23 protein-coding genes are annotated in these 22,949 nt (G+C 62.5%); 12 read left to right on the forward strand and 11 right to left on the reverse strand.

Annotated elements, in window-relative coordinates; all coding sequences use genetic code 11:
• Positions 1-526 precede the first annotated feature (526 nt).
• The 10 genes from I6L48_RS19915 to glyA form a co-directional block, all read right to left on the reverse strand.
• Positions 527-1,015 carry a phosphatidylglycerophosphatase A gene (locus tag I6L48_RS19915; protein WP_113068871.1) on the reverse strand — a complete coding sequence of 163 codons (489 nt, stop codon included), beginning with the start codon at positions 1,013-1,015 and terminating at the stop codon, positions 527-529.
• Entirely contained in the window at positions 1,012-1,971 is a 960-nt protein-coding gene (gene thiL / locus I6L48_RS19920; protein ID WP_113068872.1) for a thiamine-phosphate kinase, read from the reverse strand. Before thiL ends, I6L48_RS19915 begins: the two co-directional genes overlap by 4 nt.
• A 57-nt stretch (positions 1,972-2,028) precedes the next feature.
• On the reverse strand, positions 2,029-2,442 hold the full coding sequence (gene nusB / locus I6L48_RS19925; protein ID WP_010675390.1) for a transcription antitermination factor NusB: 414 nt from the start codon (positions 2,440-2,442) through the stop codon (positions 2,029-2,031).
• Between the two features lie 14 nt (positions 2,443-2,456).
• Positions 2,457-2,927: a 6,7-dimethyl-8-ribityllumazine synthase gene (ribE, locus tag I6L48_RS19930; protein ID WP_010675391.1), complete on the reverse strand. Its 471-nt coding sequence runs from the start codon at positions 2,925-2,927 to the stop codon at positions 2,457-2,459.
• Between the two features lie 133 nt (positions 2,928-3,060).
• The gene (ribBA, locus tag I6L48_RS19935) at positions 3,061-4,170 is read right to left on the reverse strand and encodes a bifunctional 3,4-dihydroxy-2-butanone-4-phosphate synthase/GTP cyclohydrolase II (RefSeq protein WP_039040299.1); all 1,110 of its coding nucleotides are present in this window, start codon (positions 4,168-4,170) and stop codon (positions 3,061-3,063) included.
• A 137-nt stretch (positions 4,171-4,307) separates the two neighbouring features.
• Positions 4,308-4,961 carry a riboflavin synthase gene (locus I6L48_RS19940; RefSeq protein WP_039040359.1) on the reverse strand — a complete coding sequence of 218 codons (654 nt, stop codon included), beginning with the start codon at positions 4,959-4,961 and terminating at the stop codon, positions 4,308-4,310.
• A 55-nt stretch (positions 4,962-5,016) separates the two neighbouring features.
• Positions 5,017-6,126, reverse strand: a complete 1,110-nt coding sequence (gene ribD, locus I6L48_RS19945; protein WP_216987636.1) for a bifunctional diaminohydroxyphosphoribosylaminopyrimidine deaminase/5-amino-6-(5-phosphoribosylamino)uracil reductase RibD — start codon at positions 6,124-6,126, stop codon at positions 5,017-5,019.
• A 277-nt stretch (positions 6,127-6,403) separates the two neighbouring features.
• Entirely contained in the window at positions 6,404-6,853 is a 450-nt protein-coding gene (nrdR, locus tag I6L48_RS19950) for a transcriptional regulator NrdR (RefSeq protein WP_010675395.1), read from the reverse strand.
• A 134-nt stretch (positions 6,854-6,987) separates the two neighbouring features.
• Positions 6,988-7,422 (reverse strand): hypothetical protein, encoded by a 435-nt coding sequence (locus I6L48_RS19955; protein WP_052130475.1) that lies wholly within the window; start codon positions 7,420-7,422, stop codon positions 6,988-6,990.
• 87 nt (positions 7,423-7,509) lie between these two features.
• The gene (gene glyA, locus I6L48_RS19960) at positions 7,510-8,763 is read right to left on the reverse strand and encodes a serine hydroxymethyltransferase (RefSeq protein ID WP_010675397.1); all 1,254 of its coding nucleotides are present in this window, start codon (positions 8,761-8,763) and stop codon (positions 7,510-7,512) included.
• A 341-nt stretch (positions 8,764-9,104) separates the two neighbouring features.
• Here glyA and I6L48_RS19965 point away from each other — a divergent pair, with 341 nt between their 5' ends.
• From I6L48_RS19965 to I6L48_RS20015, 11 genes are all read left to right on the forward strand, one after another.
• Entirely contained in the window at positions 9,105-9,392 is a 288-nt protein-coding gene (locus I6L48_RS19965) for a hypothetical protein (RefSeq protein ID WP_010675399.1), read from the forward strand.
• Between the two features lie 150 nt (positions 9,393-9,542).
• Positions 9,543-10,211, forward strand: a complete 669-nt coding sequence (gene torD / locus I6L48_RS19970; RefSeq protein ID WP_039040303.1) for a molecular chaperone TorD — start codon at positions 9,543-9,545, stop codon at positions 10,209-10,211.
• A gap of 7 nt (positions 10,212-10,218) precedes the next feature.
• Positions 10,219-10,587, forward strand: a complete 369-nt coding sequence (locus I6L48_RS19975) for a hypothetical protein (protein WP_045525778.1) — start codon at positions 10,219-10,221, stop codon at positions 10,585-10,587.
• Between the two features lie 106 nt (positions 10,588-10,693).
• Entirely contained in the window at positions 10,694-12,481 is a 1,788-nt protein-coding gene (locus tag I6L48_RS19980; RefSeq protein WP_162726105.1) for a GGDEF and EAL domain-containing protein, read from the forward strand.
• Between the two features lie 175 nt (positions 12,482-12,656).
• Positions 12,657-14,603 carry an acetate--CoA ligase gene (acs, locus tag I6L48_RS19985; RefSeq protein ID WP_039040306.1) on the forward strand — a complete coding sequence of 649 codons (1,947 nt, stop codon included), beginning with the start codon at positions 12,657-12,659 and terminating at the stop codon, positions 14,601-14,603.
• A 284-nt stretch (positions 14,604-14,887) separates the two neighbouring features.
• Positions 14,888-15,337: a type II 3-dehydroquinate dehydratase gene (gene aroQ / locus I6L48_RS19990; RefSeq protein ID WP_039040307.1), complete on the forward strand. Its 450-nt coding sequence runs from the start codon at positions 14,888-14,890 to the stop codon at positions 15,335-15,337.
• A gap of 36 nt (positions 15,338-15,373) precedes the next feature.
• Positions 15,374-15,835, forward strand: a complete 462-nt coding sequence (accB, locus tag I6L48_RS19995; RefSeq protein ID WP_201872017.1) for an acetyl-CoA carboxylase biotin carboxyl carrier protein — start codon at positions 15,374-15,376, stop codon at positions 15,833-15,835.
• Between the two features lie 15 nt (positions 15,836-15,850).
• Positions 15,851-17,191, forward strand: a complete 1,341-nt coding sequence (gene accC / locus I6L48_RS20000; protein WP_010675406.1) for an acetyl-CoA carboxylase biotin carboxylase subunit — start codon at positions 15,851-15,853, stop codon at positions 17,189-17,191.
• A 269-nt stretch (positions 17,192-17,460) separates the two neighbouring features.
• Positions 17,461-17,709: a YhdT family protein gene (locus tag I6L48_RS20005; protein ID WP_039040309.1), complete on the forward strand. Its 249-nt coding sequence runs from the start codon at positions 17,461-17,463 to the stop codon at positions 17,707-17,709.
• Positions 17,699-19,156 (forward strand): sodium/pantothenate symporter, encoded by a 1,458-nt coding sequence (gene panF, locus I6L48_RS20010; protein ID WP_216987637.1) that lies wholly within the window; start codon positions 17,699-17,701, stop codon positions 19,154-19,156. The genes I6L48_RS20005 and panF overlap by 11 nt, the downstream gene beginning before the upstream one ends.
• Before the next feature lie 87 nt (positions 19,157-19,243).
• Entirely contained in the window at positions 19,244-20,668 is a 1,425-nt protein-coding gene (locus I6L48_RS20015; protein ID WP_216987638.1) for a PTS transporter subunit EIIC, read from the forward strand.
• Here the strand turns inward: I6L48_RS20015 and I6L48_RS20020 are convergent, their stop codons facing one another.
• Entirely contained in the window at positions 20,669-21,541 is an 873-nt protein-coding gene (locus tag I6L48_RS20020; RefSeq protein ID WP_042014452.1) for a LysR family transcriptional regulator, read from the reverse strand.
• A gap of 100 nt (positions 21,542-21,641) precedes the next feature.
• Here I6L48_RS20020 and I6L48_RS20025 point away from each other — a divergent pair, with 100 nt between their 5' ends.
• Positions 21,642-22,658, forward strand: a complete 1,017-nt coding sequence (locus I6L48_RS20025) for a zinc-binding alcohol dehydrogenase family protein (RefSeq protein ID WP_161469840.1) — start codon at positions 21,642-21,644, stop codon at positions 22,656-22,658.
• The last annotated feature ends 291 nt before the right edge of the window (positions 22,659-22,949 follow it).

Raw genomic sequence — 22,949 nt, forward strand, 5'->3', positions numbered from 1 at the left:
GCAGCCAAACCAGCGATCCGGGCGGGTTTTTTGCATTTTTTTGGAATAACCCGCGAGTAAGTTAGTCGGTTTGCCCGCGGGTGTAAATGATCCAGTTATACAATTTCGCAATACTTTGCCCAGAGAATGCCGACACCCTGGGGTTAAAATGTCGATAAAAGTCACATTACCAGAGATTACGCTGGCAATGCGAGACCATCAACCAATTATGTTTCAACAAAATAGCAACAAACCATCTTATTCACTATCAGCATTATGCTGGCGAGCTTCGAATGAGTAGTGAATATTTATGTGAAATGATTTTTTGACGGCAGCATATCCGGAGTAAGGAAAAATAGGCAGAGCTAAATAGGGACAATGCAGAAGGATCAACCTGGGCCACAGGCCCGCCGGCACGGCAAGCCGGGAGGGATTGCATACAAAAAAACGCAGGCCCCTCAGGGCCTGCGTGTGCGGTATATCCGGCCTCTTTCCAAGAGGAGAGCAGTGAAAAAACAGCGAGAGGGCGTTCAGATGCCGCCTCCCCTCACCAGTGGGCAAGCAGTTGCATGCAGGCCAGGGCGAACAGGCCGGCAATGAGATCGTCCAGCATGATGCCAAGCCCGCCGTGAATGCGGCGATCGAACCAGGAGATGGGCCAGGGCTTGAGCACGTCGAACAGGCGAAACAGCACGAAGCCCGCCAGCACCCACTCCCAGCCGGCCGGAGCCGCAATCATGGTGACCCCGAATCCGATCACCTCGTCCCAGACGATGGCCCCATGATCCGGCATCCCGATGGCGTCGGTGGCGCTCTGGCAGATGCGGATGCCCGCCACGAAACCCACCACCAGCAGGGCGATGAACCAGGAGGTCGGCAGCCCGCTCACCACCAGATAGAGCGGGATGGCTGCCAGGGTCCCCATGGTGCCCGGCGCCTTGGGGGAGAGGCCGGAGCCAAAGCCCACCGCCAGAAAGTGGAGCGGGTTTTTAAGGTTCAGCCGCGTCAGCTCGGGCTTTATCTTGAAAGATATCATGCGAAGTGATCCCAGCCCTTGAGGTGCAGTTCGACGGGTTGTTCGTTCTGCAGGTAGTCGATGCCAGGCTCCCCGGCCAGGATGCGACCGATGCGGGTGAACTTCACGCCGCAATTGGCCAGCGCCGTGTCCAGGGCGCCGTGATGCTCCTGGGGCACGGTGAAGCAGAGCTCGTAGTCGTCGCCCCCGGCCAGGGCCAGCTGCCAGGCGTCCATGGCCGGCACCGCATCCTGCAACACGGGGGAGAGGGGCAGCAGATTGAGATCGATCTGGGCCCGCACGCCGGACGCCTTGAGGATGTGGCCGAGATCGGACGCCAGGCCGTCGGAGAGATCCAGGGCGCTGCTTGCCAGCCCGCGCAGGGCCTGACCGGCCAGGATGCGGGGATGGGGATGGTCGAGGCGCGGCAGCACGGCCGCCAACTGGTTCTCGTTGAGGGTGCGCTTGCCCAGCAGGTGGGAGAGCGCCAGGGCGGCATCTCCCAGGGTACCGGTCACGTAGACCCCGTCACCGGCCTTGGCGCCGCTGCGCAGCAGGGCGCGACCTGCCGGGACCGAGCCTTTCACCGAGACGGTGATGGAGAGGGGCCCGCGGGTCATGTCTCCCCCCACCAGCGCCACGTTGTAGTACTCGGCGAGCTCGAGGAACCCTTCGGCGAAACCGGCGACCCAGCGCTCGTTGATGGCGGGCAGGGTCAGGGCCAAGGAGACCCAGCGCGGCTCGGCACCCATGGCGGCCAGATCGGAGAGATTGACCGCCAGCGCCTTGTAGCCCAGATCCACCGGATCCATGTCGGGGAAGAAGTGCACGCCGCTCACCAGGGTGTCCGTGCTCACCGCCAACTGGGCGTCGGGGGGCAGGGTCAGCAGGGCACAGTCATCTCCAGGGCCCATCACCACGTCCTTGCGGGCGTGGGGGACCTTGAAGTACTTCTCAATCAGCTCAAATTCACCCATACAGTAAAAAGCCAGCAATAAGCTGGCTCCTCTCTTAATTGCTGACGGACAGCAGGATCAGCGCTTGGGCAGCGTCTTGATCACCTTGTCCAGGACGCCGTTGACAAACTTGTGGCTGTCATCGGCGGCGAAGGCTTTGGCCAGCTCGATCGCTTCGTTGATCACCACGCGCGGCGGCACATCTTCACGACGGGTCAGCTCGTAGGTCGCCAGACGCAGGATCGCCTTGTCCACCATGTCCACTTCTTCCAGCGGACGGGAGAGGAAAGGCGCGAACACCTTGTCCAGCTCGTTGCAGTGGACCGCAACCCCGAACAGCAGATCGCGGAAATAGTTCAGGTCCACACCCTTGGTGTCCTGATCGATCTTGAACTGCTCTTCGATGTCGCCCACGTTGGCCTGGGTCATCTGCCACTGGTAGATGGCCTGGGTGGCGCAATGGCGGGCCTTACGGCGCTCGGACGGTTTCAATGCATTTCTCCTCGTTACACGTCCAGTTGTTTCAGGACGTTGATCATTTCGAGCGCGCTCAGTGCAGCCTCTGCACCCTTGTTACCCGCCTTGGTACCGGCGCGTTCGATGGCTTGTTCAATGTTTTCGGTGGTCAGCACGCCGAAGGCAACGGGAATGTCGTATTCCATCATTACCTGGGCCAGACCCTTGCCGTTCTCGCTCGCTACCAGTTCGAAGTGGTAGGTACCGCCGCGGATGACGGTGCCGAGTGCGACGATGGCGTCGTATTGACCGCTCTTGGCCAGCTTCTTGGCCGCCAGGGGAATTTCGACGGCCCCCGGTACGCGCACCAGGGTCAGATTGCTCTCCTGGACCTGACCTTGACGCTTCAGCACGTCCAGCGCGCCGTTCACCAGGCTGTCATTGATGAAGCTGTTGAAACGGGCAACGACAATAGCAACACGCGCCTCGGGAGCGGCGATATTTCCTTCGATAATCTTCATTGGAAATCCTGTCTCTGTGCAATCAATTAGGGGCCGGGCTCAAAAGTGCACGCATTCTAGCACAACAGAGCCGCGACAAAAAACCATGGCCGCAACGGGCGGCCATGGTGATGAATTCAACCGTACGCAGCGCTTACTCGCCGACGTACTCCACCACTTCCAGACCAAAGCCACCGAGGGCATGGTACTTCTTGGGGGAGCTCAACAGGCGCATCTTGCCGACCCCCAGCGCCTTGAGGATCTGGGAACCGACCCCGACCCGGCGCGAGGTGCCCTGCCACTTGGCCCCTTCCGGTGCCAGCCCCTTGTCGGCGGCTTCAAAACCCTTGACCCTGGCCAGCAGCTCGGCGCCATGGGCTTCCGCCCCCAGGATCACCAGCACCCCGCCCTCGTCGGCGATGCGGGCCATGGATTTGGGCAGCGGCCAGCTGCGGGCGCTGTGGCGGTCGGTGAGCAGCAGATCGCTCAGCACGTCGTGCAGGTGCACCCGTACCAGGGTCGGCTGGTCGGCCTTCACGTCCCCTTTCTTCAGGGCGAAGTGCACCTGGTTGTCGATGGTGTCGCGGAAGGTGACGAGGTCGAACTCGCCGTATTCGGTGGGCAACTTGCACTCGGCCACTTTCTCTACCGTGGTCTCGTGCTGGTTGCGGTATTCGATAAGGTCGGCAATGGTGCCGAGCTTGATGCCGTGCTGCTCGGCGAAGATCTCGAGATCCGGGCGCCGGGCCATGGTGCCGTCTTCGTTGAGGATCTCGACGATGACGGAGGCAGGCTCGAAGCCGGCCAGCCGGGCCAGATCGCAGCCCGCTTCGGTGTGGCCGGCGCGGGTCAGCACACCGCCATCCTGCGCCATCAGCGGGAAGATGTGGCCGGGCTGCACCAGATCGGCGGCCTTGGCATGGGGCGCCACCGCAGCCTGCACGGTGACGGCGCGGTCGGCGGCGGAGATGCCGGTGGTCACCCCCTCCGCCGCCTCGATGGAGACAGTGAAGGCAGTGGAGAACTGGGCATTGTTGCGATCAACCATCAGCGGCAGCGCCAGCTGCTTGCAGCGATCCCGGGTCAGGGTCAGGCAGATGAGGCCACGACCGTAGCGCGCCATGAAGTTGATGTCTTCCGGGCGGACACAGGAGGCGGCCATGATCAGGTCCCCTTCGTTCTCCCTGTCTTCGTCATCCATCAGGATCACCATCTTGCCAGCCTTGATATCGGCAATGATTTCCTGGGTCGTGCTCAGCGCCATGGGCTACTCCATCAACATGCTTGGGGATTGAGCCAGTCGGCTCGACTTGATACTGCGTATTGTGCTCTAGATGGGGGCACGCGGCCCCGTTTCAATCCGCGCGGGATCACAGAACCGCGTTTTCCCGTCAAAACGGCTCACAAGAATCCGGACTGGGCCAGCTTTTCCAGGGTCAGGGTAGAGGCACTGCTCTCCTCGCGCTTGCCCGTCATCAGCCGCTCCAGATAGCGGGCTATCTGGTCCACCTCGAGGTTGACCCGGTAGCCGGGTTTCCAGCGGGCGATGGTGGTCTCCTGGGCGGTGTGGGGCACGATGGTCAGCCGGAAGAGATCCCCCTGAACCGCATTGACGGTGAGGCTGATGCCATCCACTGCAATGGAGCCCTTCTCGGCGATGTAGCGGGAGAGCTCCCCCGGCGCCTTGATCCAGTATTCGATGGCGCGGCCGCTGGACGATTTGCTCTTCACCTCGCCGATGCCGTCCACGTGGCCGGAGACCAGGTGGCCGCCGAGGCGGGAAGTGGGCATCAACGCCTTCTCGAGGTTGACCGGATCCCCCACCTTGGCGGCAGAAAAACCGGTGCGGGAGAGGGTTTCCAGGGAGACGTCGGCGGTATAGCTGTGATCCCCGAGCGCCACCACGGTGAGACAGACGCCGTTGGTAGCGATGGAGTCGCCCAGCTTGACGTCACTGAAGTCCAGGGTCGGCGCGTGCACGGTGAGGGCCATGTCCTCCCCCTGGCGACGCAGCTCGGCCAGGGTTCCCACCGCTTCGATAATTCCGGTAAACATGCAGATCACCTTGCTGATGACGGGGGCGACGGATGCCCCCGTGAACATTGAAAAATCAGGCTATTTTCGCAGTGATGCGAAGATCCTGGCCAAGCATGCGCACATCCTTGAGGTTGAGTTTGGGGGCCTGGAACAGCCGGGTCAGCCCCGGCAGATGGAACAGGCCACGTCCCTCATCCCCCATCAGTTTGGGCGCCTGATAGAGCACCAGCTCGTCCACCAGCCCCTTCTCCAGCAGGGCGCCGCACAGCCGTGGCCCCGCCTCCACCAGTACCGAGTTGACGTTCTGTTTGGCCAGCAGCATGAAGAGGCTGACCAGATCCAGCTTGCCATCCAGCAGCGGCACCTCCAGCTGCTGCACCCAGGCGGGCCACTCACCGGATGCCTTGTGGCGGGCCAGCAGTACCGGGCTCTCGCTCTGGAACAGGGGCAGATCCGGGGTGAGCCGGTTTTGCGAATCCACGATGACCCGCAGCGGCTGGCGCAGGGTCTCTTTGGGATAGACCGCCTTGACCGAGGGGGGCAGCTCGTCCCAGCGCACGGTGAGGGAGGCACCATCCGCCAGCACGGTTTCGGCGCTGGAGAGGACCGCATCGTGACGTGCCCGCAGCCGCTGCACGTCCCGGCGCGCCTCCGGAGAGGTGATCCACTGGCTCTCGCCACTCGCCATGGCGGTGCGACCATCCAGGCTCGCCCCCAGCTTGACCGTCACCAGCGGAAACGCGGTGCGCATCCGCTTGAAGAAACCAGGATTGAGGGCCTCGGCTTCCGCGGCCAGCAGGCCGAAATCGGTCTTGATCCCCGCCTCGGAGAGCATCCGCAGGCCACGCCCGCCCACCTGGGGATTGGGATCCACCATGGCAGCCACCACCCGGGTCACCCCGGCCTTGATGAGCGCCTCGGCGCAGGGGGGCGTGCGACCATGATGGGAGCAGGGCTCCAGGGTCACATAGGCGGTGGCACCGCGGGCCTCTTCCCCTGCCGCGTGCAGAGCATAGACCTCGGCATGGGGCTCACCGGCCCGCTTGTGCCAGCCCTCCCCCACCACCACGCCGGCCTTCACCAGCACGGCGCCGACGCAGGGGTTGGGAGCCGTGGTGTAACGGCCGCGCCGGGCCAGTTCGAGGGCCCGGCTCATCCATTGGTAATCGTCTTGACTAAACATCCGGGCTCCTGTGTCCAGCAACCTGTCCCCCGTGGCACGGCCATCCGATGGGACAAGAAAATAGGGTGTACGCGCTTGCCGCACGCCTTCTCGGGCAGATCGGCCATGGCATCTGACGCCATGGCGACGGGCACACACATCGCAGGATGCGGCCGCACGCCCTCATACTTTTTCACCAGTGCAACGATGCGCTATCTGGATGTCTCACTGGTGTAACAACTGGCGCTGCCGCAACGGCAGGCCCTCTCTTGTTCACATAGGGAGCCGCAGGCCGGCGTTACTTCTCCAGCTTGGCGATCTCTTCCCCGAATTCGCGAATGTCTTCAAAGCTGCGGTAGACGGAGGCAAAGCGGATGTAGGCCACCTTGTCCAGGCTCTTGAGCTCATCCATCACCAGATTGCCCACCAATTGGGAGGCCACCTCCCGCTCGCCGGTGGCCCGCAGGCGGGACTTGATGTGGTTGACTGCCTTCTCGATGGCCTCCATGCTCACCGGCCGCTTCTCCAGCGCCCGCAGAATGCCGGCCCGCAGTTTGTCTTCGTTGAAGGGCTCGCGGGAGCCGTTGGACTTGATGACGCGGGGCATGACCAGTTCGGCCATTTCGAAGGTGGTAAAACGCTCGTGACAGAGCAGGCATTCGCGACGGCGGCGCACCTGATGGCCCTCGGCCACCAGACGGGAATCGATCACCTTGGTATCAACGGCACTACAGAAAGGGCAATGCATCTGACCTCCGGCGTGGATGAAAATGGGCGCGGGCCCCGGGGGCTTGCGCTAGGCCGGCCAGTGTAACACGGCCATCCAGAACCGGTAAAAGCCCATGAAAACAAGGGACAACCAGCCAGACCTTCGGGCAGGACTCAGTCGTCATAGGGCAACGCCTCGGGGTCGCAATCCTGGTAATCGGGGGCAGGATCCGCCGCGAACCGGCGAGCAGCCACATGGCTGTGACCCAGCATCAGCGCCTTGCCCACCCGGTGCATGCCATCCATCACCCGACCGGCGCTGTCGAGCAGGATGGGATAGGCGAGATCCGCCGCCATCATGAGCTGGCAATGCGCCACCACGCTGCGCACCGTGGGCGTGGCGTCGCCATGGCCGTACCAGTGGTCGCGGTCAAGCTCGGCAATCTCGCCGAGTGCCACCGCCTGCACCGGCAGGTTGCGGCTCAGCCGGATCAAGCGGCGCACATCCCAGGCCAACAGCCCCTGTTCGCTGGTGCGAAAGTGGTACTGGGCGCGAACCGTCTGCCGCAGTGACGCCTCCAGCGCGTCCTCTTCCATGTCATTGCACATGGTCACCTCTGTCTCATCTTGCCAGACGCTGCAAAAAACAATGCCACCCGAGGGTGGCATTGGTCTTCAACCTGAAGGTCAGGCTGATTATGCGTAGACCGGGAAGCGGCGGCAGATGTCCAGCACCTTCTCGCGCACGGTCGCCAGCACTTCTTCGTTGTCGTGGCTGTCCAGCACGTCGCAGATCCAGTTGGCCAACTGGATGGACTCGGCTTCCTTGAAGCCGCGGCGGGTGATGGCCGGGGTGCCGATACGCACGCCGGAGGTCACGAACGGGGAACGCGGGTCGTTCGGTACGGAGTTCTTGTTGACGGTGATGTTGGCCTTGCCGAGGGCTGCGTCGGCATCTTTGCCGGTCAGCTCGCGACCGATCAGGTCAACCAGCATCAGATGGTTGTCGGTACCGCCGGAGACGATCTTGTAGCCGCGCTCGATAAAGGTCGCCGCCATGGCCTTGGCGTTCTTCACGACCTGGGCCTGGTAGGTCTTGAACTCGGGCTCCAGCGCTTCCTTGAAGGCCACAGCCTTGCCGGCGATGACGTGCATCAGCGGGCCGCCCTGACCACCCGGGAAGACGGCGGAGTTCAGCTTCTTGTACAGATCTTCGTCGTCGGCGGCGGAGAGGATCAGACCACCGCGCGGACCGGCCAGGGTCTTGTGAGTGGTGGAGGTGACCACGTGAGCATGGGGCACCGGGTTCGGGTAGACGCCGGCGGCAATCAGACCGGCCACGTGGGCCATGTCCACGAACAGGTAAGCACCGATCTTGTCGGCGATTTCGCGCATGCGGGCCCAGTCGACGATGCCGGAGTAGGCGGAGAAGCCGCCGATCATCATCTTCGGCTTGTGCTCAACGGCCAGGCGCTCCATCTCGTCGTAGTCGATCTTGCCGGACTCGTCGATGCCGTAGGGGATGATGTTGTACAGCTTGCCGGAGAAGTTGACGGGGGAGCCGTGGGTCAGGTGACCGCCGTGGGCCAGGTTCATGCCGAGCACGGTGTCGCCCGGTTGCAGCAGGGCCATGTAGACGGCGCTGTTGGCCTGGGAGCCGGAGTGCGGCTGCACGTTGGCGTAGGTGGCACCGAACAGCTCTTTGGCGCGCTCGATGGCCAGGGTTTCAACCACATCCACATACTCGCAACCGCCGTAGTAACGCTTGGCCGGGTAGCCTTCGGCGTACTTGTTGGTCAACTGGGAGCCCTGGGCTTCCATGACGCGGGGGCTGGTGTAGTTCTCGGACGCAATCAGCTCGATGTGCTCTTCCTGACGACGGGTCTCGTCTGTGATGGCCTGCCACAGCTCTGGATCATAGCCGGCGATGGTCATGTCACGTTTCAACATCCGTTTATCTCCTGAAAATCGTTTGCGCGATAGGTGAAGTGGGCCCGCGCATTGTAACGTGAGCTGGATCAAAGAGACAGTCCAACCACCCAAAAAATTGTTTATAAAATGTAAAATACGTCGCAAATTTCGAATCCCGCCCCCTGGCTTCGCTCATCCCCCCGGCCTCCCCACACCAGCAATCCGGCTCCAGCCATCGTCCCCGCTTCCCGGGCAAGGCGATGAAAACCAGAGCCAGATCATGGATATAGCATTTACTAACAGATAACATCTTTAGGCCATGGGACATCTGCACGAGCGGGTGTCGCTCCCTGCCATCCCGGAACACAAGGGGAAACGCCATGATGGATCATCTGATGCTGTTCGTGATTGTCGCGGTCTTCGCTCTCTTCTACTGGGTCTACTACACCGCCAGCCGCAAGGGTGCCTGCACCGCCAACTGGGAGACACTTCCCACCCGGGAGCAGTACCTGGCGGCCCATCCCGGCGCCGCCGACGGGGATCTCATTTTCTGCATCCATTGCGGTCATCATCAGCAGCGGGAGGTCGGCCTGGTGCACCAGATGGATTACCGCCGCCAGCACATCTGCCCCCGTTGCAAGCAGGTGCTCTATCGCGTCGAGGAGTAGGTCGGCCTCCTCGTCGCCCACGGTGATCCCGCGAATGCGACCCCCTCGCCTGGCGCTATCCGGCCAAAAGGCCCCATGAGTTTCCTTTATTTTTAAAGTCGTTAGAATCGGGGGCCATCAAGGCTCCCGATTGTCATCCACGGAGGAAAAATGCAGGAATTCATGGCGACCAGCGAACGCCGGGCCGAGCTTTACTGGTGGTTTTCCACCCTGTTTGCTGCCGAACTCAGTGATGCACAGATCGCTGAATACGACACCTATGACGTGCGCAGCTTCTTGAAGAGCCTCTCTACTCTCGACCCCATGCGCGAAGCCGTGGCCGAGCTCAACGACGCCATCGCCCGCCTGCTGGTGCGCCCCGAACGCCAGACGGCCCTGGCCGCCGACTTCGCCGGCCTGTTCCTGAGCGCTCCCGGACAGGGTGCCCTACCCTACGAATCCCTCTACCGGGGCGAAGGCAAGCAGCTGATGCAGGCCCCTATGACCGAGATGCAGGCACGCCTCGATCGCCTCGGCATCAACGTCAGCGACAAATACAATGAGCCTGCCGATCATCTGGCCATCGAGCTGGATCTGATGGGCAGCCTCATCATCCGCGCCGCCGAGTCGACCACCGCCGACCAGCGCGAGGCGTGGCTTGGCGAGCAGGAGTCCCTGCTGCACGGCCACCTGCTGGGCTGGTTCGAGCGCTTCGAGCAGGCCTGCCGGGCCGCCGACACGTTTGGCTTCTACGGTGCCAGTGCCCGCCTGCTGGGGGTGTTCCTCAAGATGGACGCCAACTACCTCTCCCTGGTCAAACCGGCACCGTCCGCCGACTGAGCCCGGCATGAAGACAGCCCTGCTTCTTATCGCATGCTGGCTGCTGGCCCTGATCCCGCTGGATCAGGGTCTCACTCCCCTCGTGACGCTGCTGTTCAACCCGGACCGCGCGCTCTACGGCACCGCCCAGCTCACCGGCTTTGCCGGCATCCTGCTGACCCTCTACCTCGCCAATCTCGGGGTGGAAGTGGTGCTGCGTCGCCGCTTCCAGATAGCGGGCATGCTGGCCCTGCTCGCCGCCTGGACAGATTTCATCAACAGCAGCGGCACCGAGAGCCACTGGCTGGTGCTCTACGCCATGGCATTGCCGTTTCATCTGGTGGGCTGGCTGGTATTTGTTCGCGGGATCCAGGCGTTTGGCCGCCAGAAAGGCTGACAGCTCGTTGATTTCACACCCTTCTCACACTTTCTTTCTCTCCTGACACTTCCTGCCATACTGACACAGTCGTCCAAATGACAAAGCAATCAATTCAGGAGCCTCCATGGAAAAAGTGCTGCCCGAATCGGTTCCGACACGGCATTTGTCAGGCCCGCTCTCTCCCTACGAGTTGCAACAGCTGTTCGCCCAGGCGCCCGTCGGGATTGGGGTCTTCGATCACGAATTCAGGTGTCGCGACGTCAACGGACGCTTTGCCGAACTGACCGGCCTCGCGCGGGCAGAGCACCCGGGCAAGACGCTGTTCGACATTGTCCCTGCCCAGACTCCCCAGCTGCTCCCGCTGTTTCAGCAACTGCGACAAGGTCCCCCCCGATGCACATTTGAGGTGGAGACAGTCGGTCTCTCCCGCGCGGCCTCCCCCGCACGCTGGCAAGTGAGCGTCAGCTCCGTGCTGGATGAGGAGGGCACCTTCAGCGGCATCTTCCTCGTGATGAGGGAGTCCGTACAGACAGGCCCCCACCTCGACGCACCCGCGTCCCCCGGCCTCCAGGAGATGGCCCACCGCCATGCACTGCGCCTCTATCAGGCCGAAGCCCGCTTGCAGCACCTCTCCTATTACGATCCCCTCACCGATCTCGGCAATCGCCATCTGCTGCAAGAGCGCCTCACCCTGGAGATAGAGACGGCCAGGGTGAACCACCACGTCCTGGCGCTGCTGTTCATCGATCTCGACGGCTTCAAGCTCATCAACGACAACCTGGGGCACAGTGCCGGCGATCTGCTGCTCAAGCTGTCGGCAGACCGCATTCGCCACTGTCTGCGCCCCGGAGACATCGCCATCCGGCTGGGGGCAGACGAATTTCTGGTGTTGCTGCCCGCCATCAGGGAGACCCAGGATCTGCTGGGTCTCATCGAGGGGTTGCAACGCAGGCTGCACGATCCCGCCGACATCGGCCAGGAGCGGGTGAGGCTCTCCGCCAGCATCGGCGTCTCCCTCTATCCGGAGCATGGCCAGACCCCGGACAGCCTCATCAGCGCGGCGGACAACGCCATGCATGAAGCCAAGCGCCGTGGCCGCAACGGCTATCTGTTCCACTCCCCCGACATGACGGCACAGACCAGGGAGCGGATGCTGCTGGAGCAGGGACTGCTCAAGGCCATTGAGCAGCAACAGTTTCGCCTGCTCTACCAACCCATGACGGATCTGGCGGATGGTCATCTCAGCGGCCTGGAGGCCCTGATCCGCTGGCAGCATCCCAGCCTTGGCATGATATCCCCGGACCGTTTCATTCCGGTGGCAGAGGAGTGCGGTCTCATCGAACCACTGGGCGAATGGGTGATGCGCACCGCCTGCCGGCAAGGGCAGCAGTGGCTGGCCGAAGGGCTCGCCGTGCCCCGGCTATCGGTCAATGTGTCGGTCAGGGAGATGCGTTCCCACGACTACGTGGAGCGGGTGACAGCCATTCTGGCCGAGACCGGTTTTCCTGCCGAACGGCTGGAGATCGAGGTGACCGAGAGCATCATCCAGAGCGTGGATCACAGTCTGCGGCTCTTCACCCGTCTCAAGGCGCTGGGGGTGCAGATCGCCATCGACGACTTCGGCACCGGTTTCTCCTCCCTGAGCCTGCTCAGGAGCCTGCCCATCGATCGCATCAAGATAGACAGAGCCTTCGTCCAGGCGTTGCCCGACGACAAGCACAGCCGCGAGCTGTGCCGTACCATAGTCCAGCTGGCCAGCTCCCTCGGCATGGCCGTCACGGCGGAAGGGATAGAAACCCAGCCCCAGCGCCAGTTCCTGCAATCCCTGCGTTGCGAGGAGGGACAGGGCTACCTGTTCAGCCATCCCCTGCCAGAACCCAGCCTGCCTCCCCTGCTCCCCGTCCGCCATTGAGCCTTGGCCGCGCCACCACGCAAGCAAAGAAGGGAGCCCATGGCTCCCTTCTGCTTCATCATCATGGCTTCCCACCCGCTATCTTCGTCGCTATCCAAAAGTCTAATTGCCCTCGGGAACCAAAGGTATAAGTTGTTACTCAATCATTAAGAAAATGTATTCACAGGAGTGAGAGATGAGCGAGAGCAAGGTCTACCCGGTCAAGGCCCACATCGGCAACGGCGCCCTGCTGGACAAGGAAGGTTATGAAGCCATGTATCAGGCGTCGGTGCAGGATCCGGACGCCTTCTGGGGGGAGCAGGGCAAGATCCTCGACTGGATGACCCCCTACACCCGCGTCAAGAACACCTCCTACGATCCGGGCCACGTCTCCATCAAGTGGTATGAGGATGGTCTGCTCAACGTCTCGGCCAACTGCCTGGATCGTCATCTGAGCGAGCGCGGCGACAAGGTCGCCATCATCTGGGAAGGGGACAACCCGGCTGAAGATCGCAAGATCACCTATCGCGAACTGCACGCCGAAGTGTGCAAGTTTGCCAACGTGCTCAAAGCCCAGGGGGTCAAGCGTGGCCACATGGTCTGCCTTTATATGCCCATGGTGCCGGAGGCGGCCATCGCCATGCTGGCCTGTACCCGCATCGGGGCCGTGCACAGCATCGTCTTCGGCGGCTTCTCGCCGGAGGCGCTCTCGGGCCGCATCATCGACTCCGGCGCCTCCGTCGTCATCACCGCCGATGAAGGGTTGCGAGGCGGTCGCCCCATCCCCCTCAAGAAGAACGTGGATGAGGCCCTTACCCACCCGGATACCAAGGTCAGCAAGGTGATCGTCCTCAAGCGCACCGGTGGCAACGTGGCCTGGCACGAGCACAGAGACATCTGGTGGCATGATGCGGTCAACGCCGCCAGCCCGGATTGTCCGCCCGAAGCCATGGGCGCCGAAGATCCCCTGTTCGTGCTCTACACCTCCGGCTCCACCGGCAAACCCAAGGGTGTGCTGCACACCACGGGCGGCTATCTGGTCTATGCCGCCCTCACCTTCAAATACGTGTTCGATTACCACGAAGAGGACATCTACTGGTGTACCGCCGACGTGGGCTGGGTCACCGGTCACTCCTATCTGGTCTACGGGCCACTGGCCAACGGCGCCACCACCGTCATGTTCGAAGGGGTGCCCAATTACCCGGCCACCAACCGCATGAGTCAGGTGGTGGACAAACACCAGGTCACCATCCTCTATACCGCCCCCACCGCCATTCGCGCACTGATGGCCAAGGGCAAGGAGGCTGTCGAAGGCACTTCCCGCACCAGCCTGCGCATCATGGGGTCGGTGGGTGAACCCATCAACCCGGAAGCCTGGGAGTGGTACTACCGCACCATCGGCGACGAGCGCTGCCCCATCGTCGACACCTGGTGGCAGACCGAGACCGGCGGCATCCTCATCACTCCGCTGCCCGGCGTCACCGCCCTCAAGCCCGGCTCGGCCACTCGTCCCTTCTTCGGAGTACAGCCTGCTCTGGTGGACAACCTGGGTGAGCCGCTGGAAGGCGCCACCGAGGGCAACCTGGTGATCACCGACTCCTGGCCCGGCCAGATGCGTACCGTGTTCGGCGATCACGAGCGCTTCGAGCAGACCTACTTCTCCACCTTCCCGGGTCGCTACTTCACCGGCGACGGTGCCCGTCGCGACGAGGACGGCTACTACTGGATCACCGGCCGGGTGGATGATGTACTCAACGTCTCCGGCCACCGCATGGGTACCGCCGAAATCGAGTCCGCTCTGGTGGCCCATCCGAAGATCGCCGAAGCGGCGGTGGTGGGCGTTCCCCACGAGATCAAGGGACAGGGCATCTACGCCTATGTCACCCTGATCGCCGGGGAAGAGCCGAGCCGCGAGCTGCACAAGGAAGTGAAGGAGTGGGTGCGCAAGGAGATTGGCGCCATCGCGACCCCGGACGTGATCCACTGGGCCGAGGGGCTGCCCAAGACCCGATCCGGCAAGATCATGCGGCGTATCTTGCGCAAGATCGCCACCGGCGAAACCGACAGCCTGGGGGATATCTCCACCCTGGCGGATCCGGGGGTCGTGGACAAGCTGATCCGCGAGAAGTCGGAAGCGGCGTGAGTCTCTTCCCCACGTCAACAGAGCCGGCCACGTGCCGGCTTTGTTGTCTTCGGGATCCGGACAGGGCAGAGTTCGGTGGCAGGCCGGGCTTGCGGGAAAAAAAAGGCCAATAAATAGCCAGATGTAGAGATTAGACCAGTAAAATGCTGCTAATTTTCACGAAATCAATATAATTGCGAAATCTGTGTGTCAGGGCACACCGATTTGTGCAAAAATTGGCTAGATTTTTGGTAGTCCAAAGATAGCTGATAGATAGCAGCATAATCATCGAGGATGTACTCAATATGTCGCAACATCACCGAATCCTCCTGCTTAACGGCCCCAATCTGAATCTGCTGGGCAAGCGGGAACCGGGAATCTACGGCAGCAAGACGCTCGATGAGATCGTCGCCGATCTGACGCGCAGCGCCAGCGAACTCGGTGTCACCCTGGAACATCTGCAATCCAATGCCGAGCACGAGCTGATCGGCCGCATCCATCAGGCCATGGGCCAGGTGGATTTCATCATCATCAATCCCGCCGCCTTCACCCATACCAGCGTTGCCCTGCGCGATGCCCTGCTGGGTGTGGCCATCCCCTTTATCGAGGTTCACCTGTCAAACGTTCATGCCAGGGAGCCCTTCCGTCATCACTCCTATCTGTCTGATGTCGCCAAGGGGGTGATCTGCGGGTTGGGTGCCGATGGTTACCAATTCGCTTTAACCGCGGCCGTGCATCAGTTGCGCGCGGCTTGATAATCACTGATCAGATAAAGAAGAAAGAGAATGCTAATGGATATCCGCAAAATCAAGAAGCTGATTGAACTGGTTGAAGAGTCCGGCATCGCCGAGCTGGAAATCTCCGAAGGGGAAGAGTCCGTTCGCATCAGCCGTAATTTCTCCGGCCAGGTTAGCGTTGCCCCGCAGATGATCATGCCCCAGGCCGCGGCTCAGGTTGCCGCACCGGTTGCCGCTGCTCCGGCAGCCGCCGCTGCACCTGCTGCCGATGCCGCCCCGAGCGGTCATCTGATGCGCTCCCCCATGGTGGGCTCCTTCTACCGCTCCTCCAGCCCGGAAGCCAAGCCGTTCGTGGAAGTCGGTCAGCACGTCAATGTCGGCGACACCCTGTGCATCGTCGAAGCCATGAAAATGATGAACCAAATCGAGTCTGACAAGGTCGGCGTGATCAAAGCAATCCTGGTTGAAAATGGTCAGGCCGTCGAGTTTGACGAGCCGCTGTTCATCATCGAATAAGGGAAAATGCCACCCATGTTGGACAAAGTAGTCATCGCCAACCGCGGTGAAATTGCCCTGCGGATCCTGCGCGCCTGCAAAGAGCTCGGGATCAAGACAGTGGCCGTTCACTCCACTGCCGATCGGGAGCTCAAGCATGTGCTCCTGGCGGACGAAACCATCTGCATCGGCAAGCCTGCCAGCGGTGAGTCCTACCTAAATGTGCCGGCCATCATCGCCGCCGCCGAGGTGACCGGTGCCGTCGCCATCCACCCGGGCTACGGCTTCCTCTCCGAGAATGCCGACTTCGCCGAAGTGGTCGAGAAATCCGGCTTCATCTTCATCGGCCCGCGCGCCGAGACCATTCGCCTGATGGGTGACAAGGTCTCCGCCATCGAGGCGATGAAGAAGGCGGGCGTGCCCTGCGTACCCGGCTCCGACGGCCCGGTGGACAACGATGCCAAGCGCAACGCCGCCATCGCCAAGCGGATCGGGTATCCGGTGATCATCAAGGCCGCCGGTGGCGGTGGTGGTCGCGGCATGCGCGTGGTGCGCAACGAGGCCGAACTGGCCTCCGCCATCGCGCTGACCAAATCCGAAGCGGGCCAGTTCTTCAAGAACGACATGGTCTACATGGAGAAGTACCTGGAGAACCCGCGCCACATCGAGATCCAGGTGCTGGCTGACGGTCAGGGTACCGCCCTCTATCTGGGTGAGCGGGACTGCTCCATGCAGCGCCGTCACCAGAAGGTCGTGGAAGAGGCGCCGGCCCCCGGCATCACCGACGAGATGCGCAAGTTCATCGGTGAGCGCTGTGTGCGCGCCTGTCTCGAGATCGGCTACCGCGGTGCGGGTACCTTCGAGTTCCTGTACGAGAACGGCGAGTTCTATTTCATCGAGATGAACACCCGTATCCAGGTGGAGCATCCGGTCACCGAGATGGTCACCGGCGTCGACCTCATCAAGGAGCAGCTGCGCATTGCCGCCGGTCAGCCCCTGTCGATCACCCAGCAGGACATCCGCATCCGTGGCCACGCCATCGAGTGCCGGATCAATGCCGAAGATCCGGCCACCTTCCTGCCCTCTCCCGGTCTCATCCAGCGCTTCCACGCGCCGGGCGGCCTGGGCGTGCGCTGGGAATCCCACATCTATGCGGGTTACAAGGTCCCCCCCTACTACGACTCCATGATCGGCAAGCTGATCTGCTACGGGGAGAACCGCGACGTGGCCATCGCCCGCATGCGCCACTCCCTCGACGAGCTGGTAGTGGAAGGGATCAAGACCAACATCGCCCTGCAAAAAGAGATCATGAAGGACGAAAACTTCCAGCACGGTGGCACCAACATCCACTACCTGCACAAGAAGTTGGGTCTGTAATGGCTTGAGGCCCGACCCATTGAGCACGGTGGCAGCACAGAACAGCCACCACCTGCACAAGAAGTCGGGTCTGTAATGGCTTGAGGCCCGACCCATTGAGCAATGGTGGCCGCATGAGCAGCCACTCCCAGCACAAGAAGTCGGGTCTGCAAAGACCCCTTTCATCGGGATATTGCGCGATCCACCCGGATCGCCAACGTAAAAAAGGGCCATGGCGACATGGCCCTTTTTTGTTATTCTTGCGCCCCGCTCACTCGTCGGAGGCCACAGTGAACCGTTTCGCACTCGCCCGTCGGGAAGCAGCCTTCTGCCTGCTGCTGACCCTGCTCTACTTTGTCGCCTGGTATGGCTCGGCTTATTTCATACCCGAGGATCTCGAGCTGTGGGACCTGCCCCTCTGGTTCCTGCTCAGTTGCATCCTGATGCCCCTGCTGTTCATCGGCCTCTGCGCCCTCATGGTGGATCGCCTGTTCGTCGATATTCCCCTGGATAGCGAGGTACCACCCCATGAATCTTGAGCTGATGCTGCCGCTCTGCATCTATCTTGTGCTGGTACTGGGGGTCGGTTTCTGGGCCAGTCGCCACCGGACCGGCGGCAACTTCATGCAGGAGTACTTCATCGGCAACCGCAGCATGGGGGGGCTGGTGCTGGCCATGACCCTGGTGGCCACTTATACCTCTGCATCGTCCTTCATCGGCGGGCCGGGGGCCGCCTACAAGGTCGGCCTCGGCTGGGTGCTACTGGCGATGATCCAGCTGCCCACTGTCTGGCTCACCCTGGGGGTGCTTGGCAAGAAGTTCGCCATCATCGCCCGCCGGGTCAATGCGGTGACCATCAACGACATGCTGTGGGCCCGCTACCAGAGCAGGGCGGTGGTCGTGCTGGGTTCAGTCACCATCATCCTCGCCTTCATCGCCACCATGGTGGTGCAGTTCATCGGCGGCGCCCGCCTCCTGGAAACGGCGACCGGCCTCAGCTATCAGCAGGGGCTCTTCCTGTTTGCCAGTTGCGTGCTGCTCTACACGGTGATCGGCGGCTTTCGCGCCGTGGTGATGACGGATGCCCTGCAGGGCATTGTGATGCTCATCGGCACTGGCGCCCTGCTGGCGGGCATCCTCATCGCCGGTGGCGGGTTGCCGAATCTTGTCCACCAGCTCAAGGAGATAGATCCCAAGCTGGTGAGCCCCCAGGGGGCCGGCGACATGCTGACCCAGCCCTTCATGCTGAGCTTCTGGGTGCTGGTCTGCATCGGGGTGGTGGGCTTGCCCCACTCGGCGCTGCGCTGCTTTGGCTACCGGGACAGCAAGGCGCTGCACCGGGGCATCCTCATCGGCACCATCGTCTGCGCCCTGCTGATGTTCGGCATGCACCTGGCCGGGGCACTGGGCCGCGCCATCCTGCCCGGCATGGACAGCCCTGACAAGATCATGCCCTCCCTGATGATGGAGGTGCTCCCCCCCTGGCTGGCCGGGGTCTTCCTGGCGGCCCCCATGGCGGCCATCATGTCCACTATCGACTCCCAGCTGATCCAGGCCTCCGCCACCCTGGTGAAAGATCTCTACCTCAATTACCTCAATCCCAGGCAGGAGAAGCTGGAGGTCCGGGTGCCGCGCCTCTCCCTGCTCTGCACCCTGATCCTGGGTACCCTGGTACTGCTGGCGGCGCTCCAGCCCCCCGAGATGATCATCTGGCTCAACCTGCTCGCCTTCGGCGGCCTGCAGGCGGTCTTCCTCTGGCCCCTGGTGCTCGGCCTCTACTGGTCCAGGGCCAACGGCCCGGGAGCCCTGGCCAGCATGGTCTGCGGCATCCTCTGTTACGGCACCTTGAGCCAGTGGGGGATCAAGCTGGCCGGTCTGCACGCCATCGTCCCGAGCCTGGCCCTTGGCCTGGCGGCCTTTGTCCTGGTCAGCCTGCTCACTCCTGCCCCGGATCAGCGTGTCCGTCGATTGTTTGATCAAAATTAAGAAAAGGATCAATAAAGGAAGGCTCGCCTATTCCCAAATGGGGGCTCACGGGTAAAATGTGCGCCACGTCACAAATACCGTGCCCCCATGCCAGTCCAGAACGCCAGAAAGATCCTGACCCAGTCCCTGCAGCGCCTCGGCTATGCCCTGTTGCTGCCCGTCTCCATCCTGCCCCTGGCCGCCCTGCTCCACCGGCTCGGCCAACCGGACGTGCTGGATCTCGCCGTGCTCTCCCTCGCCGGTCGCGCCCTCTTCAGCCAGATGCCGCTCATCTATGCGGTGGCCATCGCCTTCGGGTTGAGTCGCCAGGGGCAAGGAGCCCAGGCGCTCGCCGGTGCGGTCAACTTCCTGCTGCTGAGCTCGGCGCTGGGCACCCTGGTGCCCGGGCTGCATGCGGACATGATCTGCGGCCTGCTGGCCGGGCTCGTCACCGCCATGGTCTGCTCCCGGGCCCGCACTCTGCGGCTGCCGGGCTGGTTGCGCCCCCTGCAGGAAGATCTGCCGGGCATGTTGCTCTCGGCGCTGGCCTGCCTGCTGCTGGTGCTCCCCCTCTCCATCCTCTGGCCGCTGCTGGAACAGGGGCTCACCCTGCTCGCCTCCGATCTGCTCACCACGCCCTTTGGCGCCTTCTGCTACGGCGTGCTGAACCGACTGCTGATCCCCCTCGGCCTGCACCAGGTGCTGGGCAGCCTCATCGGGCTCGGGGAGAGCAATCTGCAAGCCCTCTCGACCGCCCAGCCGCTTCATGAAGGCTATGTGGCCGGGCTCTATCCGGTCATCATGTTCGGCCTGCCCGGTGCCTGTTTTGCCATCTGGATCCATCGCCAGCGGATGCAGCAACTGCCCCAGGGGGGGCTGCTGCTCACCCTGGCGCTCACCTCGGCACTGGTGGGCATCACGGAGCCCATCGAGTTCCTGTTTGCCTTCACCGCACCCTGGCTGTTTCTGGCCCATGCCCTGCTGACCGGGCTGTCGCTGGCCATCTGCAGCGGGCTCGACATCCAGGTGGGCAGCTACTTTTCCGCCGGATTGCTGGATCTGGTGCTGAGCTACCACGCCGGTCTGCACAGCTTCTGGCTCATCCCCCTGGGCATCCTCTTCTTCGTCGTCTATGCCCTGCTCTTCTCCCGGCTGCTGGAATACGCTCCCCTCAGTCTGCCGGGCAAGCCCATCGCCGAGGATCTCTCCCGGCTCGCGACCGTGGCCCCCACCGATCCCCAGATGCTGGCTATCCAGTACCTCAAGATGCTGGGGGGCATGGACAACCTGCAGGCCATGAGCGTCTGCCTGACCCGCCTCAGCCTGCGGGTTCGCGACATGGCCCTGGTGGATCAATCCTGCCTGGCCAGACTGGGCTGCCTCTCCTGGGTCGTGCTCAACGAACATCAGCTGGTGCTGGTGCTCGGCCCCCATGCCGGCCTCATCGAAGGGCAGATCCGCATGCTGGCGGAACGCCAGTCGGTCCCGCTCGGTCTCGAACCGGCTCAGGCTCCCCTTGGCCAGCACCAGTGATCAGGCGAAGGGAAGACGTTCGGCCACGAAGTCCATCAGGCTGCGAAGGGCGGGGGCCAGGTGTTCCCGGCTCGGGTAGATGAGATAGAAGGGGTTCACCGGGACCAGGAGATCCGGCAGCACCTTGAGCAGTCGCCCCGCCGCCAGATCGTCGCCGCAGACATGGGCCGGCAGCAGGGCAATCCCCCCGTCATGGAGTGCCAGCTCCCGCAGCGCCAACAGGCTGTTGCTCTGGCAGGCCCCGCGAGGGCGCCAGCCCCCCTCCTGCAATGGCCACACCGGCAAGGAGCCATGTACCAGGCAGGCGTGTCCGGCCAGCTCCGAGAGTTGGAGCGGCGTCCCGTTGGCCGCCAGGTAACCGGGAGATGCCACCAGATGGCGCGCCACCTGGCCGATGCGCCGGCAGATGAGGCTGGAATCTTTCAGCGGCGCCGCCCGCAGCGCCAGATCGTAACCTTCCCCCACCAGATCCAGCTGTTCATCGCAAAGGGTCAGCTCCAGCACCACCTCGGGGTAGAGGGCGCGAAATTCGGCCAGTATCCGACCAAGCAGCAAGGTTCCCGTGGCTTCGGGAGCAGTGATCCGCACCCGCCCTCCAGGAGCCGCGCGCAACCGCGCCATCGCCAGATTGGCGCTGCGCGCCAGTGCCAGCAGCTCCTGACAATGGGCCACATAGACCTCCCCCTGGGGCGTCAGGCTGAGCCTGCGGGTGGTGCGTTGCAGCAACCTCACCCCGAGCCGGGATTCGAGGCGCGAGATCTTCTGGCTCACCGAGGACTTGGGCATGCCGAGCACCTCGGCCGCCCCGGTGAAGCTCCCCTGCTCCACCACGGTGGCGAACAGCCCCATCAACTCCAGTTCGACATTGTTCATATATTCAAACAGTCTTTACCAATTACCCATCTTAATCTTGATAATCATCCAGACTAGAGTGAGTGGCAATCCCGAACACTGCTATTTGAAAGGAAAAGCCATGAAAGCCATCGCCCTGACTCACTATCTGCCAAGCAACCACCCCCACTGCTTCATCGAGAGCGATCTGCCCGATCCGACACCGGGCCCGCGGGATCTGCTGGTACGGGTCAACGCCACCTCCATCAATCCGGTCGACACCAAGGTACGCGCCCCCAAGGACAAGGTCGAAAACAGCCCCCGCGTGCTGGGCTGGGACGCCGTGGGCGAAGTGATCGCCGTCGGTAGCGACGTCACCCTGTTCAAGGCCGGTGACAGGGTCTGGTATGCCGGCGACATCAGCCGCCCGGGCAGCAACAGCGCCCTGCAACTGGTGGATGAGCGCATTGCCGCCATCGCCCCAGTCACCCTGACCGATCTGGAAGCCGCCGCCCTGCCGCTCACCGCCATCACCGCCTGGGAAACCCTGTTCGAGCGCATGAGCCTTACCCGAGAAAGCACCGGGCGACTGCTGATCATCGGGGGCGCCGGCGGGGTCGGTTCCATCGCCATCCAGCTCGCCCGCCAGCTCACCGGCATGGAGGTGATCGCCACCGCGTCGCGCCCAGAAACCCGGGAATGGTGCCTGGACATGGGAGCCCACCAGGTGGTGAGCCATCACCATCTGCAGGCGGAGCTCAAGGCACTCGGCATCAGCGAGGTGGATGCCATCTTCTGCACCAACGCCACCGAGCAGCACTGGAACACCATGGCCAGCCTCATCCGTCCGTTTGGTCACATCTGCACCATCGCCGAGTCCAGTGAACCCTGGGATCTGGGTCTGCTCAAACCAAAGAGCGTCACCTTCAGCCAGGAGTTCATGTTTACCCGCTCCCTGTTCCAGACCCCGGACATGATCGAGCAGCACAACCTGCTCGGCCGGGTCGCGGCCCTGATCGATGAAGGGGTGCTCAAGACCACCCTCAGCAAGGTGGTGCCCGAACTGACGCCCCTCACCCTGGCCCGGGCTCATGCCGAGCTGGAAGCGGGTCGCATGGTGGGCAAGCTGGTGATCGACATGAGCGGCTTCCATCGCTGAGGCACAGCCCAAGCGGGCCTTACCGTCCAGCCTATTCCCTTGTAGGTAAATAAATGCACCATCATGGGGTGAAATCACCAGTGACAAGCCCCAAGAGTGCACAGCCCCGCAGGTGACCTTTGTCCCTGACGGGGCATCTCCCCCGAAAAAACCATAAAAAAGAGGCCATCCCGTCGGGATGGCCCTAAAAACCTGAACGTTGGGGTAACAATCACACACATATCCTTATGCAGGACATCTGTAACTTTGCAGATAGCGTGCCAATCTCTGCTTTTCCCTCCCAATTAACCG

This window comes from Aeromonas sp. FDAARGOS 1418, assembly GCF_019048585.1.
Classification (GTDB): Bacteria; Pseudomonadota; Gammaproteobacteria; order Enterobacterales; family Aeromonadaceae; genus Aeromonas; species Aeromonas caviae.

Coding starts and splice junctions, on each gene's coding strand:
- I6L48_RS20025 (WP_161469840.1), top strand. CDS start 21,642: ATGAAAGCCATCGCCCTGACTCACTATCTGCCAAGCAACCACCCCCAC.
- I6L48_RS19965 (WP_010675399.1), top strand. CDS start 9,105: ATGATGGATCATCTGATGCTGTTCGTGATTGTCGCGGTCTTCGCTCTC.
- I6L48_RS19975 (WP_045525778.1), top strand. CDS start 10,219: ATGAAGACAGCCCTGCTTCTTATCGCATGCTGGCTGCTGGCCCTGATC.
- accC (WP_010675406.1), top strand. CDS start 15,851: ATGTTGGACAAAGTAGTCATCGCCAACCGCGGTGAAATTGCCCTGCGG.
- nrdR (WP_010675395.1), bottom strand. CDS start 6,853: ATGCATTGCCCTTTCTGTAGTGCCGTTGATACCAAGGTGATCGATTCC.
- torD (WP_039040303.1), top strand. CDS start 9,543: ATGCAGGAATTCATGGCGACCAGCGAACGCCGGGCCGAGCTTTACTGG.
- I6L48_RS19915 (WP_113068871.1), bottom strand. CDS start 1,015: ATGATATCTTTCAAGATAAAGCCCGAGCTGACGCGGCTGAACCTTAAA.
- thiL (WP_113068872.1), bottom strand. CDS start 1,971: ATGGGTGAATTTGAGCTGATTGAGAAGTACTTCAAGGTCCCCCACGCC.
- glyA (WP_010675397.1), bottom strand. CDS start 8,763: ATGTTGAAACGTGACATGACCATCGCCGGCTATGATCCAGAGCTGTGG.
- ribD (WP_216987636.1), bottom strand. CDS start 6,126: ATGTTTAGTCAAGACGATTACCAATGGATGAGCCGGGCCCTCGAACTG.
- I6L48_RS19980 (WP_162726105.1), top strand. CDS start 10,694: ATGGAAAAAGTGCTGCCCGAATCGGTTCCGACACGGCATTTGTCAGGC.
- accB (WP_201872017.1), top strand. CDS start 15,374: ATGGATATCCGCAAAATCAAGAAGCTGATTGAACTGGTTGAAGAGTCC.
- ribBA (WP_039040299.1), bottom strand. CDS start 4,170: ATGGCGCTGAGCACGACCCAGGAAATCATTGCCGATATCAAGGCTGGC.
- I6L48_RS20020 (WP_042014452.1), bottom strand. CDS start 21,541: ATGAACAATGTCGAACTGGAGTTGATGGGGCTGTTCGCCACCGTGGTG.
- I6L48_RS20015 (WP_216987638.1), top strand. CDS start 19,244: ATGCCAGTCCAGAACGCCAGAAAGATCCTGACCCAGTCCCTGCAGCGC.
- acs (WP_039040306.1), top strand. CDS start 12,657: ATGAGCGAGAGCAAGGTCTACCCGGTCAAGGCCCACATCGGCAACGGC.
- ribE (WP_010675391.1), bottom strand. CDS start 2,927: ATGAAGATTATCGAAGGAAATATCGCCGCTCCCGAGGCGCGTGTTGCT.
- I6L48_RS19955 (WP_052130475.1), bottom strand. CDS start 7,422: ATGTGCAATGACATGGAAGAGGACGCGCTGGAGGCGTCACTGCGGCAG.
- panF (WP_216987637.1), top strand. CDS start 17,699: ATGAATCTTGAGCTGATGCTGCCGCTCTGCATCTATCTTGTGCTGGTA.
- I6L48_RS19940 (WP_039040359.1), bottom strand. CDS start 4,961: ATGTTTACCGGAATTATCGAAGCGGTGGGAACCCTGGCCGAGCTGCGT.
- aroQ (WP_039040307.1), top strand. CDS start 14,888: ATGTCGCAACATCACCGAATCCTCCTGCTTAACGGCCCCAATCTGAAT.